The organism is Chryseobacterium sp. FG46 (genome assembly GCF_057809135.1).
Genome location: NZ_JBMDJJ010000016.1, coordinates 57,396 through 81,983, shown reverse-complemented (window position 1 = coordinate 81,983; position 24,588 = coordinate 57,396). Strand labels below are relative to the sequence as shown.

The 24,588-nt window shown below is 37.4% G+C and carries 19 protein-coding genes; 15 read left to right on the top strand and 4 right to left on the bottom strand.

What is annotated here, in order from left to right:
- The first annotated feature begins 51 nt into the window (after positions 1–51).
- The 9 genes from ACODR7_RS13465 to ACODR7_RS13425 all read left to right on the top strand — a co-directional run bounded on the left by ACODR7_RS13465 (position 52) and on the right by ACODR7_RS13425 (position 9,968).
- Positions 52–1,203, top strand: a complete 1,152-nt coding sequence (locus ACODR7_RS13465) for a homogentisate 1,2-dioxygenase (protein ID WP_488839753.1) — start codon at positions 52–54, stop codon at positions 1,201–1,203.
- Between the two features lie 171 nt (positions 1,204–1,374).
- Positions 1,375–2,886 (top strand): succinyl-CoA:acetate CoA-transferase ScpC, encoded by a 1,512-nt coding sequence (scpC, locus tag ACODR7_RS13460; protein WP_488839752.1) that lies wholly within the window; start codon positions 1,375–1,377, stop codon positions 2,884–2,886.
- Between the two features lie 192 nt (positions 2,887–3,078).
- A complete protein-coding gene (locus ACODR7_RS13455) occupies positions 3,079–3,264 on the top strand; it encodes a bacteriocin-like protein (protein WP_488839750.1) in 186 nt (61 codons plus the stop codon).
- Positions 3,265–3,578: 314 nt separating this feature from the next.
- Entirely contained in the window at positions 3,579–4,853 is a 1,275-nt protein-coding gene (locus ACODR7_RS13450; RefSeq protein ID WP_488839748.1) for an acetyl-CoA hydrolase/transferase family protein, read from the top strand.
- 138 nt (positions 4,854–4,991) lie between these two features.
- Positions 4,992–5,783 (top strand): hypothetical protein, encoded by a 792-nt coding sequence (locus ACODR7_RS13445; RefSeq protein WP_488839746.1) that lies wholly within the window; start codon positions 4,992–4,994, stop codon positions 5,781–5,783.
- A 237-nt stretch (positions 5,784–6,020) separates the two neighbouring features.
- Positions 6,021–7,151, top strand: coding sequence for a 4-hydroxyphenylpyruvate dioxygenase (gene hppD, locus ACODR7_RS13440; RefSeq protein WP_110367856.1), 1,131 nt, complete (start codon positions 6,021–6,023; stop codon positions 7,149–7,151).
- Positions 7,152–7,221: 70 nt separating this feature from the next.
- Complete coding sequence (locus ACODR7_RS13435; protein WP_488839744.1) at positions 7,222–7,683, top strand: hypothetical protein; 462 nt, start codon at positions 7,222–7,224, stop codon at positions 7,681–7,683.
- Between the two features lie 52 nt (positions 7,684–7,735).
- On the top strand, positions 7,736–8,983 hold the full coding sequence (fahA, locus tag ACODR7_RS13430) for a fumarylacetoacetase (RefSeq protein WP_488839742.1): 1,248 nt from the start codon (positions 7,736–7,738) through the stop codon (positions 8,981–8,983).
- Between the two features lie 160 nt (positions 8,984–9,143).
- Entirely contained in the window at positions 9,144–9,968 is an 825-nt protein-coding gene (locus ACODR7_RS13425) for a flavin reductase family protein (RefSeq protein ID WP_488839741.1), read from the top strand.
- A 181-nt stretch (positions 9,969–10,149) separates the two neighbouring features.
- Here ACODR7_RS13425 and ACODR7_RS13420 read toward each other — a convergent pair whose 3' ends face one another.
- Together ACODR7_RS13420 and ACODR7_RS13415 are read right to left on the bottom strand one after the other, a co-directional pair.
- Entirely contained in the window at positions 10,150–10,662 is a 513-nt protein-coding gene (locus tag ACODR7_RS13420) for an Ivy family c-type lysozyme inhibitor (RefSeq protein ID WP_488839739.1), read from the bottom strand.
- 47 nt (positions 10,663–10,709) lie between these two features.
- Complete coding sequence (locus tag ACODR7_RS13415) at positions 10,710–11,552, bottom strand: alpha/beta hydrolase family protein (RefSeq protein ID WP_488839737.1); 843 nt, start codon at positions 11,550–11,552, stop codon at positions 10,710–10,712.
- Positions 11,553–11,613: 61 nt separating this feature from the next.
- On the opposite strand from ACODR7_RS13415, the gene ACODR7_RS13410 reads away from it, so the two are divergent.
- The 4 genes from ACODR7_RS13410 to ACODR7_RS13395 are packed head-to-tail and all read left to right on the top strand — an operon-like array spanning position 11,614 to position 15,083.
- The gene (locus ACODR7_RS13410; RefSeq protein WP_488839735.1) at positions 11,614–12,870 is read left to right on the top strand and encodes a PKD domain-containing protein; all 1,257 of its coding nucleotides are present in this window, start codon (positions 11,614–11,616) and stop codon (positions 12,868–12,870) included.
- Positions 12,871–12,885: 15 nt separating this feature from the next.
- Positions 12,886–13,659, top strand: coding sequence for a HipA family kinase (locus ACODR7_RS13405; RefSeq protein WP_488839733.1), 774 nt, complete (start codon positions 12,886–12,888; stop codon positions 13,657–13,659).
- Positions 13,646–14,029, top strand: coding sequence for a DUF3037 domain-containing protein (locus ACODR7_RS13400; RefSeq protein WP_076596222.1), 384 nt, complete (start codon positions 13,646–13,648; stop codon positions 14,027–14,029). The genes ACODR7_RS13405 and ACODR7_RS13400 overlap by 14 nt, the downstream gene beginning before the upstream one ends.
- A 19-nt stretch (positions 14,030–14,048) precedes the next feature.
- A complete protein-coding gene (locus ACODR7_RS13395; RefSeq protein WP_488839731.1) occupies positions 14,049–15,083 on the top strand; it encodes an alpha/beta hydrolase fold domain-containing protein in 1,035 nt (344 codons plus the stop codon).
- A 97-nt stretch (positions 15,084–15,180) separates the two neighbouring features.
- Here ACODR7_RS13395 and ACODR7_RS13390 read toward each other — a convergent pair whose 3' ends face one another.
- Both ACODR7_RS13390 and ACODR7_RS13385 read right to left on the bottom strand, forming a co-directional pair.
- Entirely contained in the window at positions 15,181–17,958 is a 2,778-nt protein-coding gene (locus tag ACODR7_RS13390; RefSeq protein WP_488839729.1) for a TonB-dependent receptor plug domain-containing protein, read from the bottom strand.
- A gap of 419 nt (positions 17,959–18,377) precedes the next feature.
- The gene (locus tag ACODR7_RS13385; protein WP_488839727.1) at positions 18,378–20,708 is read right to left on the bottom strand and encodes an ATP-dependent helicase; all 2,331 of its coding nucleotides are present in this window, start codon (positions 20,706–20,708) and stop codon (positions 18,378–18,380) included.
- Positions 20,709–21,107: 399 nt separating this feature from the next.
- On the opposite strand from ACODR7_RS13385, the gene ACODR7_RS13380 reads away from it, so the two are divergent.
- Together ACODR7_RS13380 and ACODR7_RS13375 are read left to right on the top strand one after the other, a co-directional pair.
- A complete protein-coding gene (locus tag ACODR7_RS13380) occupies positions 21,108–22,421 on the top strand; it encodes a M16 family metallopeptidase (RefSeq protein WP_488839725.1) in 1,314 nt (437 codons plus the stop codon).
- A gap of 53 nt (positions 22,422–22,474) precedes the next feature.
- Positions 22,475–24,520 carry a M16 family metallopeptidase gene (locus ACODR7_RS13375; protein WP_488839723.1) on the top strand — a complete coding sequence of 682 codons (2,046 nt, stop codon included), beginning with the start codon at positions 22,475–22,477 and terminating at the stop codon, positions 24,518–24,520.
- Positions 24,521–24,588 lie beyond the last annotated feature (68 nt).

Here is a 24,588-nt window from a genome sequence, read left to right as displayed (position 1 = left end):
ATTGAATTCATGAAAAATGATTAAATTTGAGAAACTACATATGAAAGTAAAATGAGATATCATCTAGCGGGAAATATCCCACCAAAAAGACATACAATCTTTAAGTCTCCTGAAGATCAATTTTACTATGAACAGCTTTTCGGTACAGAAGGCTTCCATGGTATTTCTTCTCTGTTATATCATATCCACCGCCCTACACAGATTAAATCTATCGGTGAGCCGAAAGATGTCACTCCAAAAATTGCTGTGGAAAAAAATGTGGCTCCAAGAATGTTTAAAGGAATGAATGTAACTCCTGAAGACGATTTTATGGACAGCCGAAAAATCCTTTTGATGAACAACGACCTGAAAATGGGATTGGCAAAGCCCAAAAAATCGATGGATTATTTCTACAAAAATGCCGAATGTGATGAACTTTTGTATGTTCACCAGGGAACCGGAATATTGAAAACATTTGTTGGAGATCTTGAATTCGTGACCGGAGATTATCTTATTATTCCAAGAGGAACCATCTATCAGGTAGAGCTGAAGTCTGATGATACCGTCTTTTTTATATTGGAAAGCCACTCACCTATTTATACTCCGAAAAGATACAGAAACGAATTCGGACAGCTTTTAGAACATTCTCCATTCTGTGAGAGAGATATGATTGCCCCTACTTTCAAAGAACCTGTAGATGAAAAAGGAGAATTCCTGATTAAAGTAAAAAAAGAAAACCAGATTACAGACTTTATCTACGCAACGCATCCGTTTGATGTGGTGGGCTGGGACGGATATTTTTATCCTTATAAATTCAATATTAAAAACTTCGAACCGATTACCGGAAGAATTCACCAACCGCCACCGGTTCACCAGAATTTTGAGGGACACAATTTCGTAGTATGCTCATTCTGCGCAAGAATGTACGATTATCATCCACAGGCAATTCCTGCTCCTTACAATCACTCCAATATTGATTCTGATGAGGTATTATTCTACACAGAAGGTGATTTCATGAGCCGTAACCACATTGATTTGATGGACTTTACCCTTCACCCGGGAGGAATTGTGCACGGACCTCATCCTGGCGCTATGGAAAGAAGTATCGGAAAAAAATTCACAGAAGAATATGCGGTAATGGTAGATCCATTCCGTCCTTTAAAAATTACTGAAGAAGCTTTAAAAGTAGAAGATCCTTCCTATAAAACTTCATGGTTAGAATAAAACAGTAAAAATTATCAAAAAGTATTACTGAATACATACAAAAGACGCTTTAAAACCTTTATTTAAAGCGTCTTTTTTTGTAAATTTGTGAGGTATGGTTACCATATTAACCATCATTATTTTTCATGACGTATCCTAAGTAATGGTGGTTTAAAACAAAATCAATATTACATGTTAGAAAGAATCAGATTAGAAAGCTTACGCGAAAAAGTTACTACAGCTGAAAACGCTGTAAAAATCATTAAAGATGGTATGACCATCGGGTCCAGCGGATTTACAAAAGCCGGTGACAGCAAAGCCATTTTGCCGGCACTGGCAGAAAGAGGAAAAACTGAAGACCTAAAAGTCACTTTAATGACAGGAGCTTCACTAGGCCACGGTACCGACGGAAAACTGGCAGAAGCCAACGTCCTGAAAAAAAGAATGCCTTTCCAGGTAGATCCTGTTTTAAGAAATAAAATCAACAATGGTGAAATTCTCTTCATCGACCAGCATTTAAGCGAAAGTGCCGAGCTTCTTCACACTAAAAATCTTCAGAGCATTGACGTAGCCATTATTGAAGCTGCTTATATTGAAAGAGACGGAAGTATTGTTCCTACCACTTCTGTGGGAAACTCCGTGACTTTTGCGGCGTTGGCTAAAAAAGTGATCATTGAAATCAATACCGAAGTTCCTGAAGAAGTCTACGGAATCCACGATATTTACCAGGCAGAGGATTATCCTTACAGAAATGTGATCCCAATTGTTGCTCCCTGGAACAAAATCGGGAGAAAAAGCATTCCTGTAGATCCTGAAAAAATTGAAGCCATTGTATTTACCAACCGTAAAGACAGCCCGGCAGATATTGCAGAACCGGACGAAAAAACAACAGCCATCGCCAAACATCTTCTTGCTTTTTTTGAAAATGAAGTTCTTTTGGGACGCCTTACAGACCGGTTACTTCCTCTTCAGGCAGGGATCGGTAAAGTAGCCAACGCTGTTCTGACAGGATTTAAAGACAGTAATTTTTATGATCTCACCATGTTTTCAGAAGTGCTGCAGGACAGTACATTTGATCTGATAGATTCCGGTAAGCTAAGCTTTGCATCAGCATCTTCCATTACCGTTTCCCAGGAATGCTACGAAAGAGTGTTGGGGAATCTTTCAAAGTATAAAGACAAGTTTGTTTTAAGACCTCAGAATATTTCCAATACTCCGGGATTGATCAGAAGATTGGGTGTGATAGCCATCAATACAGCCATTGAATTTGATATCTATGGAAACGTAAACTCTACTCATATCGGTGGAACAAAAATCATGAACGGAATCGGAGGTTCCGGAGACTTTGCAAGAAATGCTTATTTAAGTATTTTCGTTACCCAAGCTGCTTCAAAAGGCAACAATATCTCCCACGTTCTTCCCATGGTTTCTCATACTGACCATACAGAACACGATGTAGATATTCTGGTAACGGATGTAGGATTGGCAGATTTAAGAGGATTGGCGCCAAGAGAAAGAGCACAGAAAATCATAGACAATTGTGTTCACCCGGATTATAAAGAAGAATTACAATCTTACTTCGACAGAGCCTGTGAAAAAGGAGGTCATACTCCTCATTTATTACAGGAAGCTTTCAGCTGGCATCTTCGATTTGCAGAAACCGGAAGCATGAAGCAGAAAAAAGCTGTTGAAATTACCAATTAATCTGGTTTAAGCAAAGTTTAAAAATAATTGACCGTCATTTACTTTATTCAAGTTTAATGGCGGTTTTATGGAGAAAGTAACAATTAATTTTTAAATGTATTATATATCAGAATTATTTTTTAAATTTAAAATATTTTAAAAGCGTAATCCGAAAAGCTATACGAGTAGGAAAATTAAATAAACTAAATTACTATGAAAAATCTTAAAAAAATGAAGAGAAACGAGCTAAAAAATGTAAAAGGAGGAGATAATCCGACACGTATCGCTTGCGTTCAACTTATGAATCAATTTGTAGAAGCGTTTCCTGAAGATTTTTGCTATAATCCGGAAAATTCAACTCACACCGTATGCGTATGTAAAAGACTTTATGGCCTATAAAATATGATGATAAAAGTAAAATCATCGAGATAAGAAATTACTTCATCAAAACTCCGGAAAGCGATAAACGTTATTTGTATAAATAAAAAATTTCGCAGGAATTTCACAATAATACAATAAACAAAAAGGACTGAATGCGATGGCATTCAGTCCTTTTTCCTGTTAGATCATCAGGTTAATTCATATGACAAAAGTCTTTACAATATCCTTAAAAAATTTATATGAATATAAAATTATAAAGATTATCTTTGAAAGAAGAGAGGTATTTTTATGAGCTATAAAAATATTCTTAGTACCCTTTAAAAAGACAATATATGAATAATTACATCAGCGCAGAAGAAGCAATATATACGGTAAAAAGCGGAAACCGTGTCTTTTTTCACGGCAGTGCGTGTACCCCGAATTATCTGATTGATGAGTTGGCAAGACAGTCCGGCCGGTTGCAAAATGTGGAAATGGTTTCCATTACCCAGCAGGGAAATGTGGAAATTGCAAAACCACAATACAAAGACAGCTTTTTCATCAATTCTTTATTTGTTTCTACTCCTGTGCGTGATGCTGTGAATTCTGACCGCGGAGACTTTGTTCCCGTTTTCCTAAGTGAGATTCCTATTTTATTCAGAAAGAATATCCTTCCTCTGGATGTAGCAATTGTCACTGTTTCTCCACCAGACAAACATGGTTTCTGTACTTTGGGAACTTCTGTAGATATTGCAAGGGCCGCAGTAGATACAGCCAAAATCATTGTTGCCATCGTTAATCCGAGAATGCCGAGAACCCACGGAGATGGAATGATCCACATCAGCAGAATTCATAAACTGGTTTGGCATGAAGAAGAACTTCCAACCATAGATTATGGTTCCAAAGTAGGTCCTGAAGAAATGCTTGTAGGAAAAAATGTAGCTGAACTTATTGAAGACAGATCAACCCTTCAGATGGGTATAGGAACCATTCCTGATGCAGTTTTGAAATGCCTTACCAACCATAAAGATCTGGGAATTCATACAGAAATGCTGAGTGACGGTGTTATTGACCTGATTCAGGATGATGTGATCAACAATAAATACAAAGGCTACAACGATAACAAAACCATTACAAGTTTCTGTTTCGGAACCCGAAAACTCTATGATTATGTGGATGATAATACCGTATTTGCTTTCCGTGATGTAAGTGAAGTTAATTTCCCCATCAACATTATGAGAAACAAAAAAATGGTAGCCATTAACTCTGCCATTGAAATTGACCTTACAGGACAGGTATGTGCAGATTCTATCGGAACGATGCAGTACAGCGGAATTGGAGGCCAAATGGACTTTATGCGTGGTGCTGCTTTAAGTGATGACGGAAAACCTATCATAGCCATTACCGCAAGAACAAAAAAAGGAATTTCCAGAATTGTTCCTTTCCTTAAACAAGGCGCAGGTGTAGTCACTACAAGAGGTCATATTCACTATGTTGTTACTGAGTATGGAACGGCTTATCTCTATGGGAAAAACCTTCGCCAGAGAGCACAGGAACTTATCAGCATCGCCCATCCTGATGATAGAGAAATGTTGGAAAGAGCTGCTTTTGAAAGATTTAAACACTGATAATCAAACCATAAAATTTTAAAAACTGTTTTGGATCTGAAAATCTAAAACAAATTTTGAATTTAATATCATCAAATCATACGAAAATATTAATATCTTGGCAGTATATTTGATAAAACTCATCCAAAAACAAGGAAATTGAAAACTATATATAATTCGATACGAGAAGAAATTGTGAAACATTCCAAGGTCAGGAATTCTGTTTTAGGGAATGTGAATGAGTGGAAGAGAAGCCATTATATTATTCTTTCCGAAATTATCAAAGACGAACTCTCCGAAGCTGAAGAACTGAAAGGAGGAAAAAAATTTGAAATCGGAAATACCATTTCCCATGTTACCCTTCAGCGATTTTTTGAAAACGATTACAAGGATAAAACTCACAGTGATCTGAGGTTTTTGAAAACACTTGATAAAATCTGTATCTTCTTAGGATATAAGGATCTGAACGACTATATCCTTAGTGTAAGATACAAGAAACGAGATAATGAGGAAAGCGACGACCAATCTTATCTTACACAGATGGTGTATGATTATTGTGCCGCCGCTTTTGAATTTTATAAGCTGTTTCCAACTCACAATACCGAACTTTTAAAAGGTCTGGTATTTGATGATTCTCCTTTTCTAGAAAGAGCGTCACAATTCAGTAAAGAACTGTGTGACAAGGACTTCCATCTGGTAACAAAAAACAACAGATCCAACTATGAGGTATTTGATATCCATGTGGTTACTGATGAACCTGACAAAAAAATTCTGGAATCTCAGGAGTTCTGGAATCTACTGTTTAAAGTGGGAGAAACCGGAGAAGAACATTTCGTGAATCAACTGAGTACCCAGATCTATTTTATCCGAAAAGTAAATGGTATCTGGAAAATATGGGATAATTATAATCCCGATGCAGGAATGTTGAATAAAAGAATTGAAACAATCTAACATAAGAAAGCCGTAGAGAGTATCTACGGCTTTCATGTTTCGAAATATTTTTTTTCACTTGTCTTTTGTATAACAAATGTAGGTAGAGGATTTTAAACTTAAGAAACTTAACTATACTTAAGTAAACTCTTCTTTAACTTTATGTTAAATATATTCAATGAATCCACGGGAATATTTTCGCAATGTCTAAGTTTTTTGTAATTTGCATACCAATAAAATAAAAGTAAAAGAGAAAATATGTCAACACTTACATTTGCCGAGAAAATAGCTCAAGCAGAAAATTTCTTACCGATTAACGGTACAGATTATATTGAGTTTTATGTAGGAAATGCAAAACAGGCTGCCCATTATTACAAAACCGCTTTCGGTTTTCAGTCTGTAGCTTATGCGGGTCCTGAAACAGGAGTAAGAGACCGTGCATCTTATGTGCTTCAACAGGGAAAAATCAGATTGGTATTAACAACAGGACTTAAATCTGACTCTCCTATCAGCGAGCATGTAAAAAAACATGGTGACGGAGTAAAAATTTTGGCACTTTGGGTAGATGACGCTTATGCAGCTTTCGAAGAAACAACTAAAAGAGGGGGAAAACCCTATTTAGAGCCTGTTACGTTAACTGATGAGCATGGTGAGGTAAGAATGTCCGGTATCTACACGTACGGAGAAACCGTTCATATGTTTGTTGAAAGAAAAAATTATAACGGAGCTTTCATGCCTGGGTATGAAAATTGGGAAAGTGATTATAAGCCTGAAGAAGCAGGTTTATTATACGTAGACCACTGTGTAGGAAATGTTGACTGGAACAGAATGATCCCAACCGTAGAATGGTATGAAAAAGTAATGGGATTTGTAAATATCCTTTCTTTTGACGATAAGCAGATCAATACAGAATATTCTGCATTGATGTCTAAAGTAATGTCAAACGGAAACGGATACGCAAAATTCCCGATCAACGAACCTGCGGAGGGTAAAAAGAAATCTCAGGTAGAAGAATACCTTGATTTCTATGAAGGAGAAGGTGTACAGCACATCGCTGTAGCTACAAAAGACATTATCCACACCGTAACTGAACTGAAAAAGCGTGGTGTAGAGTTCCTTTCTGCTCCACCGGAAGCATATTACGACATGGTTCCTGAAAGAGTAGGTCATATTGATGAAGATCTTAAAAAACTTCAGGAGTTAGGTATACTTATTGATCATGATGAAGAAGGGTATTTATTACAGATCTTTACGAAGCCTGTAGAAGACCGTCCTACTCTATTCTTTGAAATTATTGAAAGACACGGTGCACAGAGTTTTGGTGCCGGAAACTTCAAAGCATTGTTCGAAGCATTAGAAAGAGAGCAGGAAAGAAGAGGTAATCTTTAATTTTACATTAAAAATATAAGTTTTGTCAGGATACCGTATTCTGGCAAAACTTTTTTATAAAACACAGTATATGAGAAAACTTTTAATCGGGATTTTCCTCCTGGGAACCTTAGGGCTTAAAGCTCAATATGGAACTTTGAATGAAATCCTCAACCGGCTTGAACAAAGAAAAGGCATCAATCAGCATCTTGAAAATGTAAATATTGATAACAAAAAGTTTGTTTTCATTAAGGATGAAGCCGATCATACGGAACGGGACTTTATTATTATCAAAGGGAATAATGCCACTTATGTAGAAGTTTTCGATGATAAAGCAACAGGAGAAAGCAGTTCTAACGTTTTCAGCGGTGATGTCATCAGAAAAAAAAATATTATTTCTTTAAGAGCAGATATGCTTGAAAATAAAAAAATCCCAATGCCTGTCACGAAAACTTTATTGCTGACACAACAGGACAATATTCTGTACCTTATCGATGTCAATACCAGAGACAGGTGGATCGATGAAGCATCTTACTCAAAAAAGGCAAAATAAATGTTCCGGGGAATTCTCCGGATGATACTTAATCTAACTAAAATTTAAACTTATGAAATCATTTGTAGACTATTCCTCAAATTCGGATTTTTCTATACACAATATTCCTTTCGGAGTCGCAGTTTTTAACAAAGAATATATCGGATGCTGTACAAGAATCGGAGATCAGGTCATTGATCTTGCTACCTTGTACGATCTTGGTTATTTTGAAGATATTGAAGGATTAGACGACAATGTTTTTGAAGCGTATACCATTAATGAATTTATTGAACTGGGTAAACCGGTTACCAATGCGGTCCGTACCAGAATCCAAACCTTATTACAGGAAGGTTCTATTTTATCAAAAGATCAGAAAACGATTGAAGAAGCTTTCTATGATCTGGATAAGGTAAAAATGATGATGCCTGTTCACATCCCGAATTACACCGATTTCTACAGCAGCATCGAACATGCTACCAACGTAGGCAAAATGTTTCGTGATCCGGCCAATGCTTTATTGCCCAACTGGAAACACTTACCGGTAGGTTACCATGGAAGAGCATCCTCTATCGTAGTTTCCGGAACGGAGATCAACCGCCCGAAAGGTCAGACGAAACCCGCAGATGCAGAAAAACCAGTTTTCGGACCATGTAAACAACTGGATTTCGAACTGGAAATGGCTTTCATCATCAATAAAAATACAGAGATGGGAGAAAGCATCTCTACCAAAGATGCAGAAGATGCTATCTTCGGAATGGTGGTTTTCAATGACTGGTCTGCAAGAGATATCCAGGCATGGGAATATGTTCCGCTAGGCCCATTCCTTGCGAAAAATTTCGGTTCTTCTATTTCTCCATGGGTGGTTACGCTTGAAGCTTTGGAACCATTCAGAACCGCTTCTCCAAATCAGGATCCTGAAGTTTTAGAGTATTTAAAATTTGAAGGTGATAAAAACTACGATATCAACCTTGAAGTATATATCCAGCCTGAAAACGGAGATCAAAACCTGATCTGCGAAAGCAACTACAAACATATGTACTGGAATATGGCCCAGCAACTGGCACACCACACCGTAAACGGATGTAATGTGGAAGTTGGTGACCTATATGCCAGCGGAACCATTTCCGGAAGTGATCCAAAGTCTTTCGGTTCTATGCTTGAGCTGACTTGGAGAGGACAAAATCCTTTATCATTAAGCAACGGTGAAGAGAGAAAATTCATTGAAGACAATGATACGGTTACCATGAAGGCATGGGCTGAAAAAGATGGGATAAGAGTAGGTTTCGGGGAAGTTTCCGGTAAAATTATTCCGACTCTTTAATATAAAATTAATCATTAAATGCTTCGGCTTCACTCAGCATGGCATCGCTAGAAATATACTGCTAAACAGTTAATATTAGAAGTGTCATGCTGAGCGGAGTCGAAGCATCTTTTAATATCATTTGAATACTTAAGTTGAATTAAGTGTTAAAAAGAAAAACATGAAAACAGTAATCCCCTCCGAGATAACCTCCGTACAATTACAGACCATTATGCAGACAGCCGTTTCACCACGACCGATTGCACTTGCTTCTACTGTAGATAAAGACGGTAATAATAACTTGTCTCCGTTCAGTTTTTTTAATATGTTCAGTACGGTTCCTCCGATTCTGATCTTCTCACCATCAAGAAGAGTTCGTGACAATACCACCAAACATACGCTGGAAAATGTTCTTGAAGTACCTGAAGTAGTCATTGGAACAGTGAATTTTCCAATTGTACAACAGATTTCTTTAGCGTCTACAGAATATGAAGACGGAGTGAATGAGTTTATCAAATCCGGTCTTACCATGAAAGAGGCAGATCTTGTACAGCCTAAGCTGATTGAAGAATGCCCTGTTAACTTCGAATGTAAAGTTTTAGAGGTAAAATCATTGGGTGATCAGGGTGGCGCAGGAAATCTTGTGATCTGTGAAGTTCAGAAAATTCATATCCGAGAAGAATATCTGAATGAAGACGGAAATCTGGATCAGAAAAAACTGGATATGGTAGCCCGTCTGGGCAGCAACTGGTATTCCAGAAGCAACGAAAACAGTCTTTTTGAAGTACCAAAACCCTTGGTAACAAAAGGAATCGGTTTCGATCTGCTGCCAGATTCTATCAAATACAGCAAAGTATTTACAGGAAATGACCTTGGAATGCTTGCCAATACAGAACTGTTGCCTGAAGGTGACTTTCATGCCGATGAAAACATTCATCTTGACGCACAGAAATTACTTCTGGAAAGCAAAGTGGAAGAAGCGTGGGCTTTGCTCACGATACAATAAAAAACCGGCCTGAAATTTCAGGCCGGTTTTTTATTGCAGGCTAGAAAAAGCAGGAAGTATATAAAGTATTATGAATAACTTTTATCCAAATTAATAACCTTTGGCAGATAGCTCCATTTTGATTTCAATAGATACTGAACACTCATATGATCTTCCAGCCTCAAGCTTCTAACTTCCTTTCTTACTTTGCTTTCAATGATTCTGAGACCGTAATTTTCCCTTTTTCAGCAAATTCTGTTACCTTGCCGTTTTTATCTATAGAAACGTTCAGATCATCATTTTTAGCATCGTAATAAATGCTTGTCGTATATCCGGGACAGTCATGCTGCTTACATCCTGTCAGCTTATAAATTCCATTCTCTGAAGAGACAGGGCTTTCCACATTGAAATTCTTTACCATCTCATCATACTGAGCACCTGTAAGTTTTTTAAGTCTTTCTGAAATACCCTTATCTTCAAAGAATTTAATATCATGAGGATATTTACCTACATTTTTGGTGATAATATTTTCCGTAGCTGGAGCAGAAGGAGATGCCGCAATTGCTGTTGAATCTGTTTTGGGGGGTGTTACGGAATCCTTAGGCATTACTGTAGCCAAAGTATCACTGTTTACAGAAGATTCTGTTTTTGTTTCTTTTTTACATGAAACAACACATAGTGAAAGCGCAAATGCGCCTGCAATAATTTTTTTCATAATTATACTGTATGGTGGTTAATTCTAATAACGCAGTTTTAAGCGTTTTATTTCAATTTTTCTTTTATAAAATCAATACATTTTTCAGTGACAGTATGCAGGTCTTTAGGTAGATCATTTTCTGTCCACGGTTCTTTTGCCCCAAAAGTATGGTTGGCATTTTCAATCAGAAACAGCTCAGAATTGGGATGGAGAATATGAAGATGCTCAGCCTGTTTTACTTCTACCGCTTCATCTTCTGTTCCATGAATAATCAACATATGAGCTTTAGCCATTTCTGCAGCCCGCTCCACATCAAAACGGTGAATATCTTTTTCATAGTCCTCATAGAACTGATAATAATAAGGCATTTCCTGTTTTGTACGGCCGTTCAGCGCATAATACACTCCATTATTCTTCCAGTTATCAAAAGCTTCTCCTTTGGGAAAACGATCTAATGTATCCACACTGGCCAAAGTAATCAATCCGTTGATCCTTTCGTCTTCGAATGTTTTAATGATAGAAATTCCTCCTCCCCTGCTGTGGCCGATCAAAATAATTTTTCCATCATCCACATGAGGGTCTTTACTGAAATGATCAATCACTACGCCAAGATCAGAAAGTTCTCTAGAATAATTATTATTTCCAAAAGCTTCAAGGTCTCCAAAGTTAAATGGATCATCTGTAGTTGTTCCGTTATGTGAAAAATTAAACTTGACAAAGAAAAAACCTGCTTCAGCAAACTTTTCTGCCATCAGGTTCCACGAACCCCAGTCTTTATACCCTTTATAGCCGTGAACAAATATGACCAGGGGAAGTTTTTTTTGACTGTCTTTATAAAAAGCATCAGCAAGAAAACCTTTTGTTTCTTTATTTTCTAAGTATATATTCTTTTCTATAATCAAATTCATAAAATAAATGGGTTTTATTTAATATTATTTATATTTATGGAATTAATTCAAACTGAAATTTATGAAAAAAACTCTACTTTCTTTATTTTTAATTACTTTTTCTTTGATCCTGAGCCAGACAACCAAAAGGGTCTTTTTTATTGGAAACAGTTATACGTACGTCAATAATTTACCCGGGCTCATTCAAAGCATTGCCGCATCTGATGGCGATGTATTCGAGCATCATAGTCAGACTCCGGGAGGTGCTACACTACAGGATCACTCCAATAACCCGAATGTCATTTCAGACATCAATCAGGGAAACTGGGATTATGTGGTATTGCAGGAACAAAGCCAGCTTCCTTCGTTTCCAGATTCACAGGTTCAAAACCAGGTGTATCCTTATGCCCTTCAGCTTTCTAATGTAATTAAAACAGCCAATCCTTGTGGAAATGTTATTTTCTATATGACCTGGGGCCGTAAAAACGGTGATGCAGCCAATTGTCCGGGGCTTCCTACTGTTTGTACCTATCAGGGAATGGATACTCAAATTTATAACCGCTATATGGAAATGGCACTGAGTAATGAAGGAATTGTCTCTCCGGTAGGCAAAGTCTGGAGAACAATCAGAGAGCAAAACCCAGCCATTGAATTGTATGATCAGGATGAATCTCATCCCAGTTATATAGGTTCTATGGCGGCAGCCTATACATTCTATACGATTATATTCAAAAAAGATCCTACCCAGATTCCTTTTAACGGAAATCTTACTTCTGCACAGGCTCAATTCATTAAAGATATTGTGAAAACAGAGGTCTATAACCAGCCTGGTAAATGGTATGTAACCAACAATGATGTTCACAGCAGATTTACTTATCAGCTTACCGGAGCAGGCACCGTTCAGTTTACGAATGCAACCCAGAATGCAGCTGCTTATTTGTGGGATTTTGGTGATGGAACGACTTCTACGCTGGAAAATCCAACACATACCTATAATGCGGGTGGAAGTTATCATGTTAAACTGACGACCAATGCCTGTGGAGTAACTACTACCAAAACAAAAATGGTGGTTGTAAACACGTTACATACAGCAGAAACAACTATAGAAAACGGACTTCAAATGTATCCAAATCCTGTTCAAAACCTTGTTAACATTGTTCCTAAAAAGCAATTTGAAGTAATTTCACTTGCAGAAGCTTCAGGAAAAATCATTCCTTATCATTTGAATAAGACAGAAAATGGCTACAGTATTTCATTTCAGCATTTGGCCAGCGGTATTTATTTCCTGCAATATAAAACAGGCGAAAAGGAATTCACTAAAAAAATTATTAAAAAATAAGCTTATTTTTGCTGTATGCAGAATTTAAGAACTGTAACCGTGATGCGTTACATTCTGCCACTGAGAGAAGGAGGATCTCTTCCGGCTCTGGCAGAAGCTGATGATGATTTCAAATATGTATTAAAATTCCGTGGTGCAGGCCATGGGGTAAAAATGCTGATCTCTGAACTTTTAGGCGGTAAAATTACCGAAGCTTTGGGACTTAAAATTCCTGAACTTGTTTTCGTTAATCTTGATGCCGATTTCGGAAGAACGGAAGCCGATGAGGAAATACAGGATCTTCTGAAGTTTTCTGAAGGGCTGAATCTTGGGCTGCATTATCTTTCCGGATCTATCACCTATGACCCGGGAGTAAGTGTGGATCCGCTTCTGGCTTCTAAAATTGTATGGCTGGATGCATTCATTACCAACATCGACCGTACTTTTAAAAATACCAATATGCTGATGTGGCATAAAGAACTCTGGATCATCGATAATGGTGCTTCGTTCTACTTCCACCACTCATGGCAGAATTTTGATACAGCGGCCAAAACACCTTTCAAATATGTGAAAGACCACGTGCTTCTTCCTAAGGCAAAAATGCTTGATGAAGCTGATCAATTTGCCCATGAAATTTTGAATGACACGCTTTTCAGAGACATTGTCAATATGATTCCTGAAGACTGGTTACACTGGAATGATGCGGATGAAACCCCGGAAGAAATCCGTGAGATCTATTTTCAGTTTATGAAAACCCGATTAGAAAATTCTCAAATCTTTGTAAACGAAGCGAAAAATGCAAGAGGATAAAATATATGAATATGCGGTAATACGCCTGGTACCTAAAGTTGAAAGAGAAGAATTTTTCAATATCGGGCTGGTGATGTTTTCCAAGAAGGAGAAATTCATCAGAGTGGAATTCTATTTGTGTCCGGATAAATTTAAGCTGATGCACAGCAAACTGGATTACGATGATATTATCCACAATCTGGAAAGCTTTAAAAAAATTGCTAATGGTGAGAAAGATGGCGGCCCTATTGCTTTTATGGATATTCCGGAACGTTTCCGATGGCTGACAGCAGTAAGAAGTTCCGTGGTGCAGACCTCCAGACCTCATCCGGGAAAATCAAAAGATCTTAATGCTACTTTTGGTAAGCTTTTTGAGGAGTTAGTAAAATAACACTCCTTAAAAATTTATTATGAAATTACACATCAACAACATATCAACACACAGGTTTTTCACAAACCTGTTTTTTATTTTATTTTTAAGCTTTACAAATTTATTTTTTTCACAAGACCTACCATTAAGACCAAACAAAGCTGCTGCTGTAAAAAGTACATTACTTCCTGAAATTGCAGCAGTTTCCGAAAATATCGTCTACAAAACAAACAGAAAGGGGAAACCTCTCGCTCTTGATCTCTATACTCCCAAGAATGCCACCACTGAAAAACTTCCGGTATTGATCTACGTTCATGGAGGCGGATGGGTAGAAGGCGACAAAGTGGTTAATGCAGATAATTATCTTGAAACAACTGTAAAAAAACTGATAGACAAAAAATATGCAGTCATTAGTATCAATTATACGCTTTTAAGTGATAGCATCCACTTTCCTTTGCCTTTGGAAGATACCAAAGATGCCATAAGATGGGTAAGAAAGAATGCTGAAAAATATAACCTTGACACCAACAATATCGGGCTTTTCGGGGCTTCAGCCGGAGCCCATCTTTCTCTGATGGCAGCCTATACACCAGACAATACTTATCTGGGTAATCCTGAACTTTCCTCTTATTCGGCTAAAGTGAATTATGTGATTGATCATTATGGCCCTGCAGACCTCAACAAACTTTTCCATACAAGATTAGGAACAATTCCGGTGGGAATGATCGGATTAATGTCTAAAAAAATTGTCGGTTTACAGGAAAATCTGGTGAAAGGGATTTCCGGATATGATATCAGAAAAGACCAGGACAGAGCTATTGATTACCTTAAAACAATATCTCCCGTTTATTTTGTTTCCGGAGGAGTTCCAACTTTAATTGTCCAGGGGAATAATGACAAAATAGTTCCTTTAAGCCAGTCTAAAAAGCTCCACCGAAAATTAAACAGAGCCAAAATACAGAACTCTCTGATCATCGTTGATGGCGGAGTACACGGCTTTGGCACTACTGATAAAGCTTATCTTGATGAGCTTACCGATCAGATGGTAGATTTTATTCTTTCACAAAAGAAATAAGATATACATAAATCTATCAAAATACAAAGCATCATCAATAAAAAACAGTTCAGGATCTCTGAACTGTTTTTTTATAAGCATTATCTTTTGTAAGTATTTAAAAATTGAAATTAAGTCTTGCAAAAACATATCTTCCGTTCTGTCCAAACTGAGAAGTGGAACGTGAATAGATGAACTGGTCGTTATTGGTAGAAGCGGTAAGGTTTTTTGTTGGATAGATATCAAACAAATTGTTTACCCCTAAAGTCAGTCCTACATTTTTGGTAAACTGATAGGCCGCAGATAGATCGGTAATAATCTTATCTCCGATTTGCTGATGTTCATTAAAATCAATAATTCCGTCTCCGTTCACATCAATAATATCAGCACCTGTCACTTTTCCGAAGTAGGTATTTCTCAGATACAAGCTTGCATTCTTCCATGAAAGTGTGTGCGAAAGACTGGCTTTCACTCTTGGTACAGCTTCTTCAAGATATACTCTCGATTTTTCAGAAAAATAAACTTTTTCCAATTGTGGCGACTGTAAAAGCCCGGCAGAATGGATATCACCAACCTGTTTTGTTTTATTAAGGTTAATGGCAAAGTTATTATCCAGTTTAAATCCTGAGAATCTTGCATTATGTGAAATCACTACATCTACTCCTTTTGTTTCTGTATCAATGGCATTGGTAAAGAACTGGGCAGCATTGATTCCCAACTGATCATAAGCCTCCTGAGCTTTCTGAGGAACGCTTGCTCTCAGGAACTGATCGGTAAGAATAATACGGTTATCAATTCTCGTAAAATATCCGTCTGCTGTAAAACTAAGACCTACCGAAGGAATTCTGTAAGTAAATCCTACACTTGCTGATTTGGAAGTTTCCTGTTTCAGTTTTGGCATATCCAGCAATCCTGCCAGCTGAGAATCATTGCTGAAAGTTCCTACTTCCAAAAGTTGATTATTGGTGAACAATGTAGAGGTTACATTATAATAAATCTGGTGGATAGATGGCGCTCTGAATCCTGTAGAACCTGCAAATCTCACATTGAAATCAGGTGCTACCTTGATTCTTGAAGCCAACTTATAATTGAATGTAGAACCAAAATCTGAATAGTTTTCATATCTCGCTGCAGCATCTACCAATAACCAGTTGGTAAAGTTAAATTCAATATCTGCATAGGCAGCTACCGACTGTCTGTTTTTATCCACAGCATTTCCTGGTTTAAATCCGTTGAATACCTGCGATCCTCCCGGAAGCGATGCTCCGAAGAAATCTGTAGGTCTTACAGAATTTCCGTTCCAAACATTTCCAGAAACATCATAGGTTGCATAAGAAGCTTCTTCTCCCTGGGTAATTTTAAAGTTTTCATAACGGTGTTCTGCTCCAAACGCTACGTTGATTCCTTCCCACACATCATATTTTTTAGAGAAATCTAAATTGATCGTATTTTGAGAAAATCTTAGTCCTCCTGCATTAAACTCTCTTGGTGAAGCAAAACGCATTGAAGTATTTCCTGTATTCTGAATATTATAGGTAAATGAATTCTGTCCGTACGTATTACTGAAATCAATATTCCATCCTTCCCAGTTTCCTTTGATTCCCGCTGCTAATGAAATATCCTGAATATCTGTTCCGATCTGTGGAAGATAACCATTTGGATATAATCCTGTAAAGGTTCTGCTTTCTCTCGGTCTTCTGTAAAATCCTCCGGAAGTTCCATGTCTTAAACTGTATCCTCCAAAAGTATACACTTTCCAGTTGTCACTTACAGGGATTTCAGCATTCACAAAAAGCTGGTGATTATTTAGTTTAGACTGTCCTACCTGCATATTAAAATCCTTCCTGCCCTGTCCTCTGTAAGCCAGTTCCTGATCTGTCACATCAGCACTCAGTAAAGACCAAAGTCCTTTCTGAAGAACATTCCCCGAGGCATCTGTAATGTCTTTGAATGTACTTGCATTTTGTATATCAGAGAGCTGAGTTGCACTAAAATAGTTTACTCCCTGAGCATACTGATGTACATAATCAATAATCTGCTGTGAATTGGGAGTATTATTTATATTGGTAAAAAGAGAAGAAAGATTGACTCCGTCATTCAAGGCACGTTGTTCAATCGCATTATAAGCGTTGTAGATTTTTCCACTTTCAGTACCTGCTCTGTACGTTGGATTTCTGAATTGTGAAGACCAGGTAATATTAAAGAACCCTCCTTTGGTTCCGATTTTATTCCCATAGTTTAAATCCAGCTGAATATTCTGTCCGTCAAAATCTCCGGTGTGGTCATTAGCTGTTGGTGTAAGATTTCCACCATAGCTGATCTGCCCTGCCAGTTTTCCTGTATCTTTTTTCAGATCAAGATTGATCACGCCGGCAATGGCATCGGAACCGTATTGTGCAGCAGCTCCGTCTCTTAATACTTCAATTCTGTTTAAAGCAAAAGAAGGAATAGCATTCAAATCTGTACCAACAGTTCCTCTTCCTGGTGTTCCGTTTACATTCACCAATGCTGAAGTATGCCTTCTTTTTCCATTTACCAAAACCAAAACCTGATCTGGTCCCAAACCTCTTAACTGTGCAGGATCCAGGTGATCTGTTCCATCTGAATTCGTTTGAATTGTAGAAGTAAATGAAGGAGCAACCGCATTCAGAATTTGTCCGATATTGGTTTGTGGAAGGATAATTGAAGATTCTTTTACATTGAATACATCTACGGGAACCGGACTGTCTGTTTTAGATCTTGCGCCGGCTCTTGAACCCAGTACTACCACTTCTTCTACAGTATTGGTCTTTATGGTGTCTTTATGTGCTTTTATGCTGTCTTTTTCCTGTCCGTAAGTAAACACGCCGAGAAAAAATAAAACAGAGGCCGAAAGAATAGTTTTCTTATTTATCATAGGTTAGAATTTGATTAACATTTATGTTTTTTACAAGGTGCAAATGTAAAATATATTTATTAGTCTACAAAATCAATAGACTTTGTTTTTGTAAAAAACAGTTATCGTTTCTTTCTATCCCTTATTTAAAGTTATGATAATTTAAGAACATTTCAATAAAAAAACATTGTTTTATAGAAGGTTAACAGTAAAATAAATTTTGAAAAAACGCTATGTGCGCTAAGAAATTCTTACTTAGTGATTATTTTTACGATCGCAAGGGTACTTCGTTCAGCAAGGAAAATTATCTCTGCTAAGTAAACGCCTTTGCGATCGAAAAGATCTAAACACCGTAATAGCTACATTGTGAACTTAGCGCTTAAACAATAAAAAACGGACTCAAACTTTGAATCCGTTTCTTTGTATCTTTATTTTTAAATTTAAATCTTAGTCAGTTTAGCATATTTCAGGATCAGGTTTTTCTCTCCTTCATGCATGAAAACTACTTTTGCTTTGATATTCTGAGGATCTGTTCCATCCAGGAAAGTAACCTCTCCTATTCCGAAACGGTCGTGTCTCACTTTATCACCAACTTCAATATCCTGAGAAGAAGCTCCGCTTGGATTGATAATTTTAGCCGTGCTTACCGGTTTCAGTTTTCTTACTTCAGGAGCAGGTTTGGAAGCATCACCTCTGTCAATGGTCTTTTTTTCAACCTTTTTGAAAGATTTTATTTCAGAAGGATGTTCATCAAAAATATTGGATTTCACTCCTGAATTATTGATAAATCTTTTTTCCAAAGCAGGATTAAGGAATTCAATATATTCATCATCTATTTCACTTAAGAATCTTGAAGGTTCCGCATCCGTAATTTTTCCCCATTGGAAACGTGAAACAGCATAGGAGAAGAAAGCCTGTTTTTCAGCTCTTGTCAATGCTACATAGAATAATCTTCTCTCTTCTTCCAGATCTTCTTTGGTGGCTGAACTCATAAAGCTTGGGAACAGGTTTTCTTCAAGCCCTACCAGGTGAACCACAGGAAATTCCAATCCTTTTGAAAGGTGAATGGTCATCAAAGAAACCATATCATCTTCCAGCTCTTTATCCTGAGTATCTGCAGAAAGTGCAATGTTTTCCAGAAAGTTGGAAAGGCTCGGATCTCCGTCTTCAAGCTGCATCTGCTCTTCAATGAACCCCTGCATGGAGTTCATCAATTCCTGTACGTTTTCTACTCTGGAAATCCCTTCAGGAGTCTGATCATCTTTTAAAAACTTGATTAAACCACTTCGTTTTGCCACTTCCATAGCTACGCTGTAAGCTGTTTCTGTTTTCAGCAATACCTGAAAAGCTTTGATCATGGACCAGAAATCGTTCAGTTTGTTTAAAACTCCATTGTTCAGACCTAGCTGCGGTGCATACATCGGAAGATTTTCCAATACTTTTGAAACCGCAATATTGTGGGCATCCGCAAAAACGATCAGTTTATTCTGTGTCGTTTCTCCAATTCCTCTTGCCGGATAATTGATAATCCTCATTAATGCTTCAGAGTCATTTTCATTGATCAGAAGACGAAGATAACCAATAAGGTCTTTTACTTCTTTTCTTTGATAGAAAGAAAGTCCTCCATACACTTTGTACGGAATATTTTTACGTCTCAGCGCATCTTCAAAAGCACGGGTCTGAGAGTTGGTTCTGTATAAAATGGCAAAATCGCTGTATTTCCTCTGATCGCGGTTACGAAGTTCCCAGATATTTCCTGCCACAAAGTTCGCTTCATCAGCATCAGAAAGAGAACGGTAAATTTTGATCTTGTCCCCTTCTTCATTATCACTGAATACATTTTTCTTAAACTGCTGCAGGTTTTTAGCAATAACAACATTCGCCGCATTTACAATATTTTGTGTGGAACGGTAATTCTGCTCCAGAGATACCGTTACAGCATCAGGATAATCTTTTTTAAAGTTTAAGATATTGTAGATATTTGCCCCACGGAAAGAATAGATAGACTGTGCATCATCTCCTACAACGCAGATATTCTCAAATTTTGAAGCCAAAGCTTTTACGATAAGATACTGAGAGTGATTCGTATCCTGGTACTCATCTACCATGATGTATCGGAATCTGTCCTGATATTTTGCCAGTACCTCCGGGAAGCGGGTCAGCAATTCATTGGTTTTCAACAACAGGTCATCAAAATCCATAGATCCGTTTCTGAAACACTGATCCACATATTTCTGATAAATCTGCCCGATGAATTTCATATTCGCTTTTTCATCCGCTTCCATCAGTTCAGGATTGTTGAAATATGCTTTTACGGTAATCAGATTATTCTTATAGGTTGAGATTCTTGCCTGAACTTTTTTAGGTTTATAAAGATCGGCATCGATATTCATATCCTTCAGAACTTTTTTAATCACATTCAGGGCATCCTGCTGATCATAGATGGTAAAATTGGAAGGATATCCGAGATAATGAGCCTCAATTCTCAGAATTCTTGCAAAAACGGAGTGAAATGTTCCCATCCAAAGGCTTCTAGCATTGCTGTCTCCTACTACCTTCGCAATACGTTCTTTCATTTCACGTGCCGCTTTATTCGTAAAGGTAAGCGCCAGGATATTGAAAGGATCTATTCCGTTGTGTATTAAATGGGCAATACGCATAGTCAATACACGCGTTTTCCCGGAACCTGCTCCGGCAAGCACCATCAAAGGCCCTTGTAAAGAGGTAACGGCTTCATATTGTGATTCATTGAGTCCTTTCAAATAGTCCATACAGCAAAAAAATTTTGGGAACACAAAATTAAGGTATTCGGAGCAGAATTCAAACTTTCATAGAGAAGTTAGGGATTTGAAGTAGTAAGATTGTACTAATAGTATTTGTCAATGGTCAATTTTGCTTCGCAAATGAATAGTGAATGGATAAATTCTTCCGCAGATGGAAGGTGAATAAATTGATTTTACATGCAAAACCTGTTCATAGAGAAATTTTATATTTATCATCCCGAAACACGTAACCTGAAACCTGTAAAAATTCACAAGCGAAGCGAATTGACCATTCACCATTCACTTCTAACCCTCTAAAAATTACACCCCTTCAATTAAGATATTTCTATAAACTTTGTAACATTTAATTCACTTTTCATACTAATTGGTAAACAATTTCTAAATTTTATGAAAAAGCGACTTATTTCTGCTGCTGCCGTAGCTTTCTTCGGGCTAATGCTGAATGCACAGCAAATCAAATTCGAAGAGTACGACCTTCCCAATGGTCTTCACGTAATTCTTCATCAGGATAACTCGGCACCGGTTGTAACAACGGGTGTAATGTACCACGTAGGTGCAAAAGATGAAGTAAAAGGCAGAACTGGTTTTGCTCACTTCTTTGAACACCTTTTATTCGAAGGAACTCCTAACATCAAAAGAGGAGACTGGTTTAAAATCGTTTCTTCCAACGGAGGTCAGAACAACGCCAACACTACTAATGACAGAACTTATTATTATGAGACTTTCCCTTCCAATAATGAACAGCTTGGACTTTGGATGGAAGCTGAAAGAATGCGCCACGCTGTCATCAACCAGATTGGTGTCGATACTCAGAGAGAGGTTGTAAAAGAAGAGAAAAGATTAAGAATGGATAACCGACCTTATGGAAATCTTTTCACAACCATTCAGAAAAATTTATTTACCAATCACCCATACAATTGGCCAACAATCGGCTCTATGGAAGATCTGAACTCTGCTAAATTAGAAGAGTTCCAGGCATTCTACAAGAAATATTACGTTCCTAATAATGCTACTTTAGTGGTGGCAGGAGACATCAAACCTGAACAGACTAAGAAATGGATCGAAACGTATTATGGAGGCATTCCAAAAGGAACGCTTTATCCAAAAGACTTCCCGAAAGAAACCCCTATCAATCAGGAAAAAGAAGTTACGGCTACAGATCCTAACATTCAGCTTCCGGCATATATTTTCGCATACAGAACTCCTGCTAATAAAGAGAAAGATGCTTATGTTCTGGATATGCTTTCTTCTTACTTAAGCAATGGTAAATCTTCTGTTCTATATAAAAAATTAGTTGACCAGGATAAAAAAGCTTTTCAGGTAGGAGCTTTCAATCAGGGGCTTGAAGACTACAGTATTTTTGCATTCTATGCGATTCCAATGGGACAGACCACAAAACAGACATTACAGGGTGACATTGATGCTGAAATCAAAAAACTTCAGACGACTTTAATTTCTGAAGAAGATTATCAAAAACTTCAAAACCAGTACGAAAACCAGTTTGTAAATGCCAACTCAAGCATTGAGGGAATTGCTGCTTCACTGGCAACCAACCATGTATTGATGGGGGACACGAATTTGATTAACAAAGAAATTGACATTTACAGATCTATCACCAGACAGGATCTTCAGAATGCAGCTAAAAAGTATCTTAATTCCAACCAAAGAATAGTCATCAATTACGTACCTGAGAAAAAGTAATCATTTCAACTTCTTAGGTGATAATATGATTATTAAAAATTAAATTTTTACAAATGAAAAAGCAATTAACATATATAGCTGCAGCATTTTTCTTTACAGGAATGGTTTCAGCACAAAAAATAGATCTTAATGCAATGCCAAAACCAGGACCTACCCCTGCAATTAACATTGCGAAGCCAAAAACTTTCCAGCTAAGCAACGGTCTTACAGTAATGGTGGTTGAGAACAACAAATTACCAAGAGTAAGTGCCAGCCTTTCTATGGACAGACCTCCGTACAATGAAGGAGCAGTAACCGGAGTAAGCGAAATTATGGCTGAACAGTTCGAAAACGGAACAAACAACATCAGCAAAGATGATTTCAACAAAAAAGTAGACTACCTTGGAGCGAACCTTGATTTCTCTTCAGGAGGTGCTTCTGCCAATTCACTTTCAAAATATTTCCCTGAAGTATTAGGACTGATGGCTGACGCCATTATTAATCCTAAATTCTCTGCTGAAGAAATTCAAAACTCTAAAGAAAGAGCTATCGAGGGATTAAAGTCTGAAGAAAAAAATGCATCTTCTATTGCTTCAAAAGTTTCCAACGCTTTGATGTATGGAAAAAACACATCAAGAGGTGAATTTGAAACGGTTGAGTCTATCAATAAAATCCAGCTTGCTGACGTTCAGAACACTTATAAAAAATACTACGCTCCGGACAATGCTTACTTAGTAATTGTAGGAGACGTGAAGTTTGACCAGGTAAAACCTTTGATTGAAAAAGCTTTCAGTAGCTGGAAAAAAGCAAACACACCTATTGCCCAGTTAGAACCTGCTTCTAATGTTGCTAAAACGGAGATCAACGTAGTAGATGTTCCTTCTGCGGTACAGTCTGTTGTTTCTTTAAACAACCTGAACACTTTGAAAATGAAAGATGTGAACTACTTCCCTGCAACAATCGCCAACTATATTCTTGGTGGCGGTGGTGAAGCCAGACTTTTCATGAATCTTCGTGAGAAAAACGGATTTACCTATGGGGCTTATTCAAGTATGGTTGCCAGCAAATACTCTCCACAATTCTCTGCAAGTGCAAGCGTAAGAAACGAGGTTACAGACAAAGCTGTTAAAGAATTCATGAATGAACTTAATGCTATTTCTACTGTAAAACCTGAGGAATTAGCCAATGCTAAAGCTAAACTGAAAGGATCTTTCATCATGTCTTTAGAACAGCCGGCTACCATTGCAAGATTTGCTTTAAACCAAAAAGTTCAGGATTTACCTGCTGATTTCTATACCAATTACTTAAAATCTATTGATAAAGTAACGGCTGCAGATGTTTCCAATGCTGTAAAAGCTACCATATTACCTAACCAAAGCAGAATTTTCATCGCCGGTAAAGCATCTGATATTTCTGAAGGATTGGAAAAACTGGGCTATCCTGTAAAATATTTCGATAAGGAAGCTAACCCTGTTGCGAAACCAACTGTACAAAAAGTGGATGCCAATGTAACGGTTGCCTCTGTTGTTGACAAGTATATCAATGCTATCGGAGGAAAGGCTAATCTGGCAAAGATCACTTCTTATACAACCAATGCTTCCATGTCTATGCAGGGACAAAACATCGATTTTAAAATCGTTAAAGCACAAGGCGGAAAGGAGCTTACCACTGTAACAGCAATGGGACAGGTTGTTCAGAAGCAGGTTTTCGATGGAAAAACCGGTTATTCTATGCAAATGGGACAAAGAGTTGATATCACACCGGAAGAAATTGCTGAAAAACAAAAAAATTCTGAAATTTTCGAAGAATTAGGATTTACAAAATCTGCTGATTATAAATTAGGCGGAATTGAAAAAATCGGAGGTGAAGATTCTTACGCCATTAAAGGTGGAAATACTACGTATTACTACAGCGTTGCAACAGGATTAAAAACCGGAGAAACTAAAAAGGTAAAAGCTAAAGGTCAGGAAATGACAATTCCGACAACCTACTCTAATTATAAAGATGTTGAAGGTGTAAAAATGCCTTTTACCATCTCTGTAAGCCAGATGGGAATGGACATGACCATGACTGTAAAGTCTTATGAGATCAATAAGGCTACAGATGCTGATTTTAAATAACAACATCCTATTTTTATAGAAAAAACGGCAACAATTGTTGCCGTTTTTATTTTTATCAACATTTGGCG

Excerpts from the sequence above, each read along its gene's own strand:
- ACODR7_RS13415 (WP_488839737.1), bottom strand. The coding sequence starts at position 11,552 with ATGAATTTGATTATAGAAAAGAATATATACTTAGAAAATAAAGAAACA.
- ACODR7_RS13400 (WP_076596222.1), top strand. The coding sequence starts at position 13,646 with ATGCAAGAGGATAAAATATATGAATATGCGGTAATACGCCTGGTACCT.
- ACODR7_RS13410 (WP_488839735.1), top strand. The coding sequence starts at position 11,614 with ATGAAAAAAACTCTACTTTCTTTATTTTTAATTACTTTTTCTTTGATC.
- hppD (WP_110367856.1), top strand. The coding sequence starts at position 6,021 with ATGTCAACACTTACATTTGCCGAGAAAATAGCTCAAGCAGAAAATTTC.
- ACODR7_RS13450 (WP_488839748.1), top strand. The coding sequence starts at position 3,579 with ATGAATAATTACATCAGCGCAGAAGAAGCAATATATACGGTAAAAAGC.
- ACODR7_RS13405 (WP_488839733.1), top strand. The coding sequence starts at position 12,886 with ATGCAGAATTTAAGAACTGTAACCGTGATGCGTTACATTCTGCCACTG.
- ACODR7_RS13435 (WP_488839744.1), top strand. The coding sequence starts at position 7,222 with ATGAGAAAACTTTTAATCGGGATTTTCCTCCTGGGAACCTTAGGGCTT.
- ACODR7_RS13455 (WP_488839750.1), top strand. The coding sequence starts at position 3,079 with ATGAAAAATCTTAAAAAAATGAAGAGAAACGAGCTAAAAAATGTAAAA.
- ACODR7_RS13465 (WP_488839753.1), top strand. The coding sequence starts at position 52 with ATGAGATATCATCTAGCGGGAAATATCCCACCAAAAAGACATACAATC.
- fahA (WP_488839742.1), top strand. The coding sequence starts at position 7,736 with ATGAAATCATTTGTAGACTATTCCTCAAATTCGGATTTTTCTATACAC.
- ACODR7_RS13390 (WP_488839729.1), bottom strand. The coding sequence starts at position 17,958 with ATGATAAATAAGAAAACTATTCTTTCGGCCTCTGTTTTATTTTTTCTC.
- ACODR7_RS13385 (WP_488839727.1), bottom strand. The coding sequence starts at position 20,708 with ATGGACTATTTGAAAGGACTCAATGAATCACAATATGAAGCCGTTACC.
- ACODR7_RS13425 (WP_488839741.1), top strand. The coding sequence starts at position 9,144 with ATGAAAACAGTAATCCCCTCCGAGATAACCTCCGTACAATTACAGACC.
- ACODR7_RS13375 (WP_488839723.1), top strand. The coding sequence starts at position 22,475 with ATGAAAAAGCAATTAACATATATAGCTGCAGCATTTTTCTTTACAGGA.
- ACODR7_RS13395 (WP_488839731.1), top strand. The coding sequence starts at position 14,049 with ATGAAATTACACATCAACAACATATCAACACACAGGTTTTTCACAAAC.
- ACODR7_RS13380 (WP_488839725.1), top strand. The coding sequence starts at position 21,108 with ATGAAAAAGCGACTTATTTCTGCTGCTGCCGTAGCTTTCTTCGGGCTA.
- ACODR7_RS13420 (WP_488839739.1), bottom strand. The coding sequence starts at position 10,662 with ATGAAAAAAATTATTGCAGGCGCATTTGCGCTTTCACTATGTGTTGTT.
- scpC (WP_488839752.1), top strand. The coding sequence starts at position 1,375 with ATGTTAGAAAGAATCAGATTAGAAAGCTTACGCGAAAAAGTTACTACA.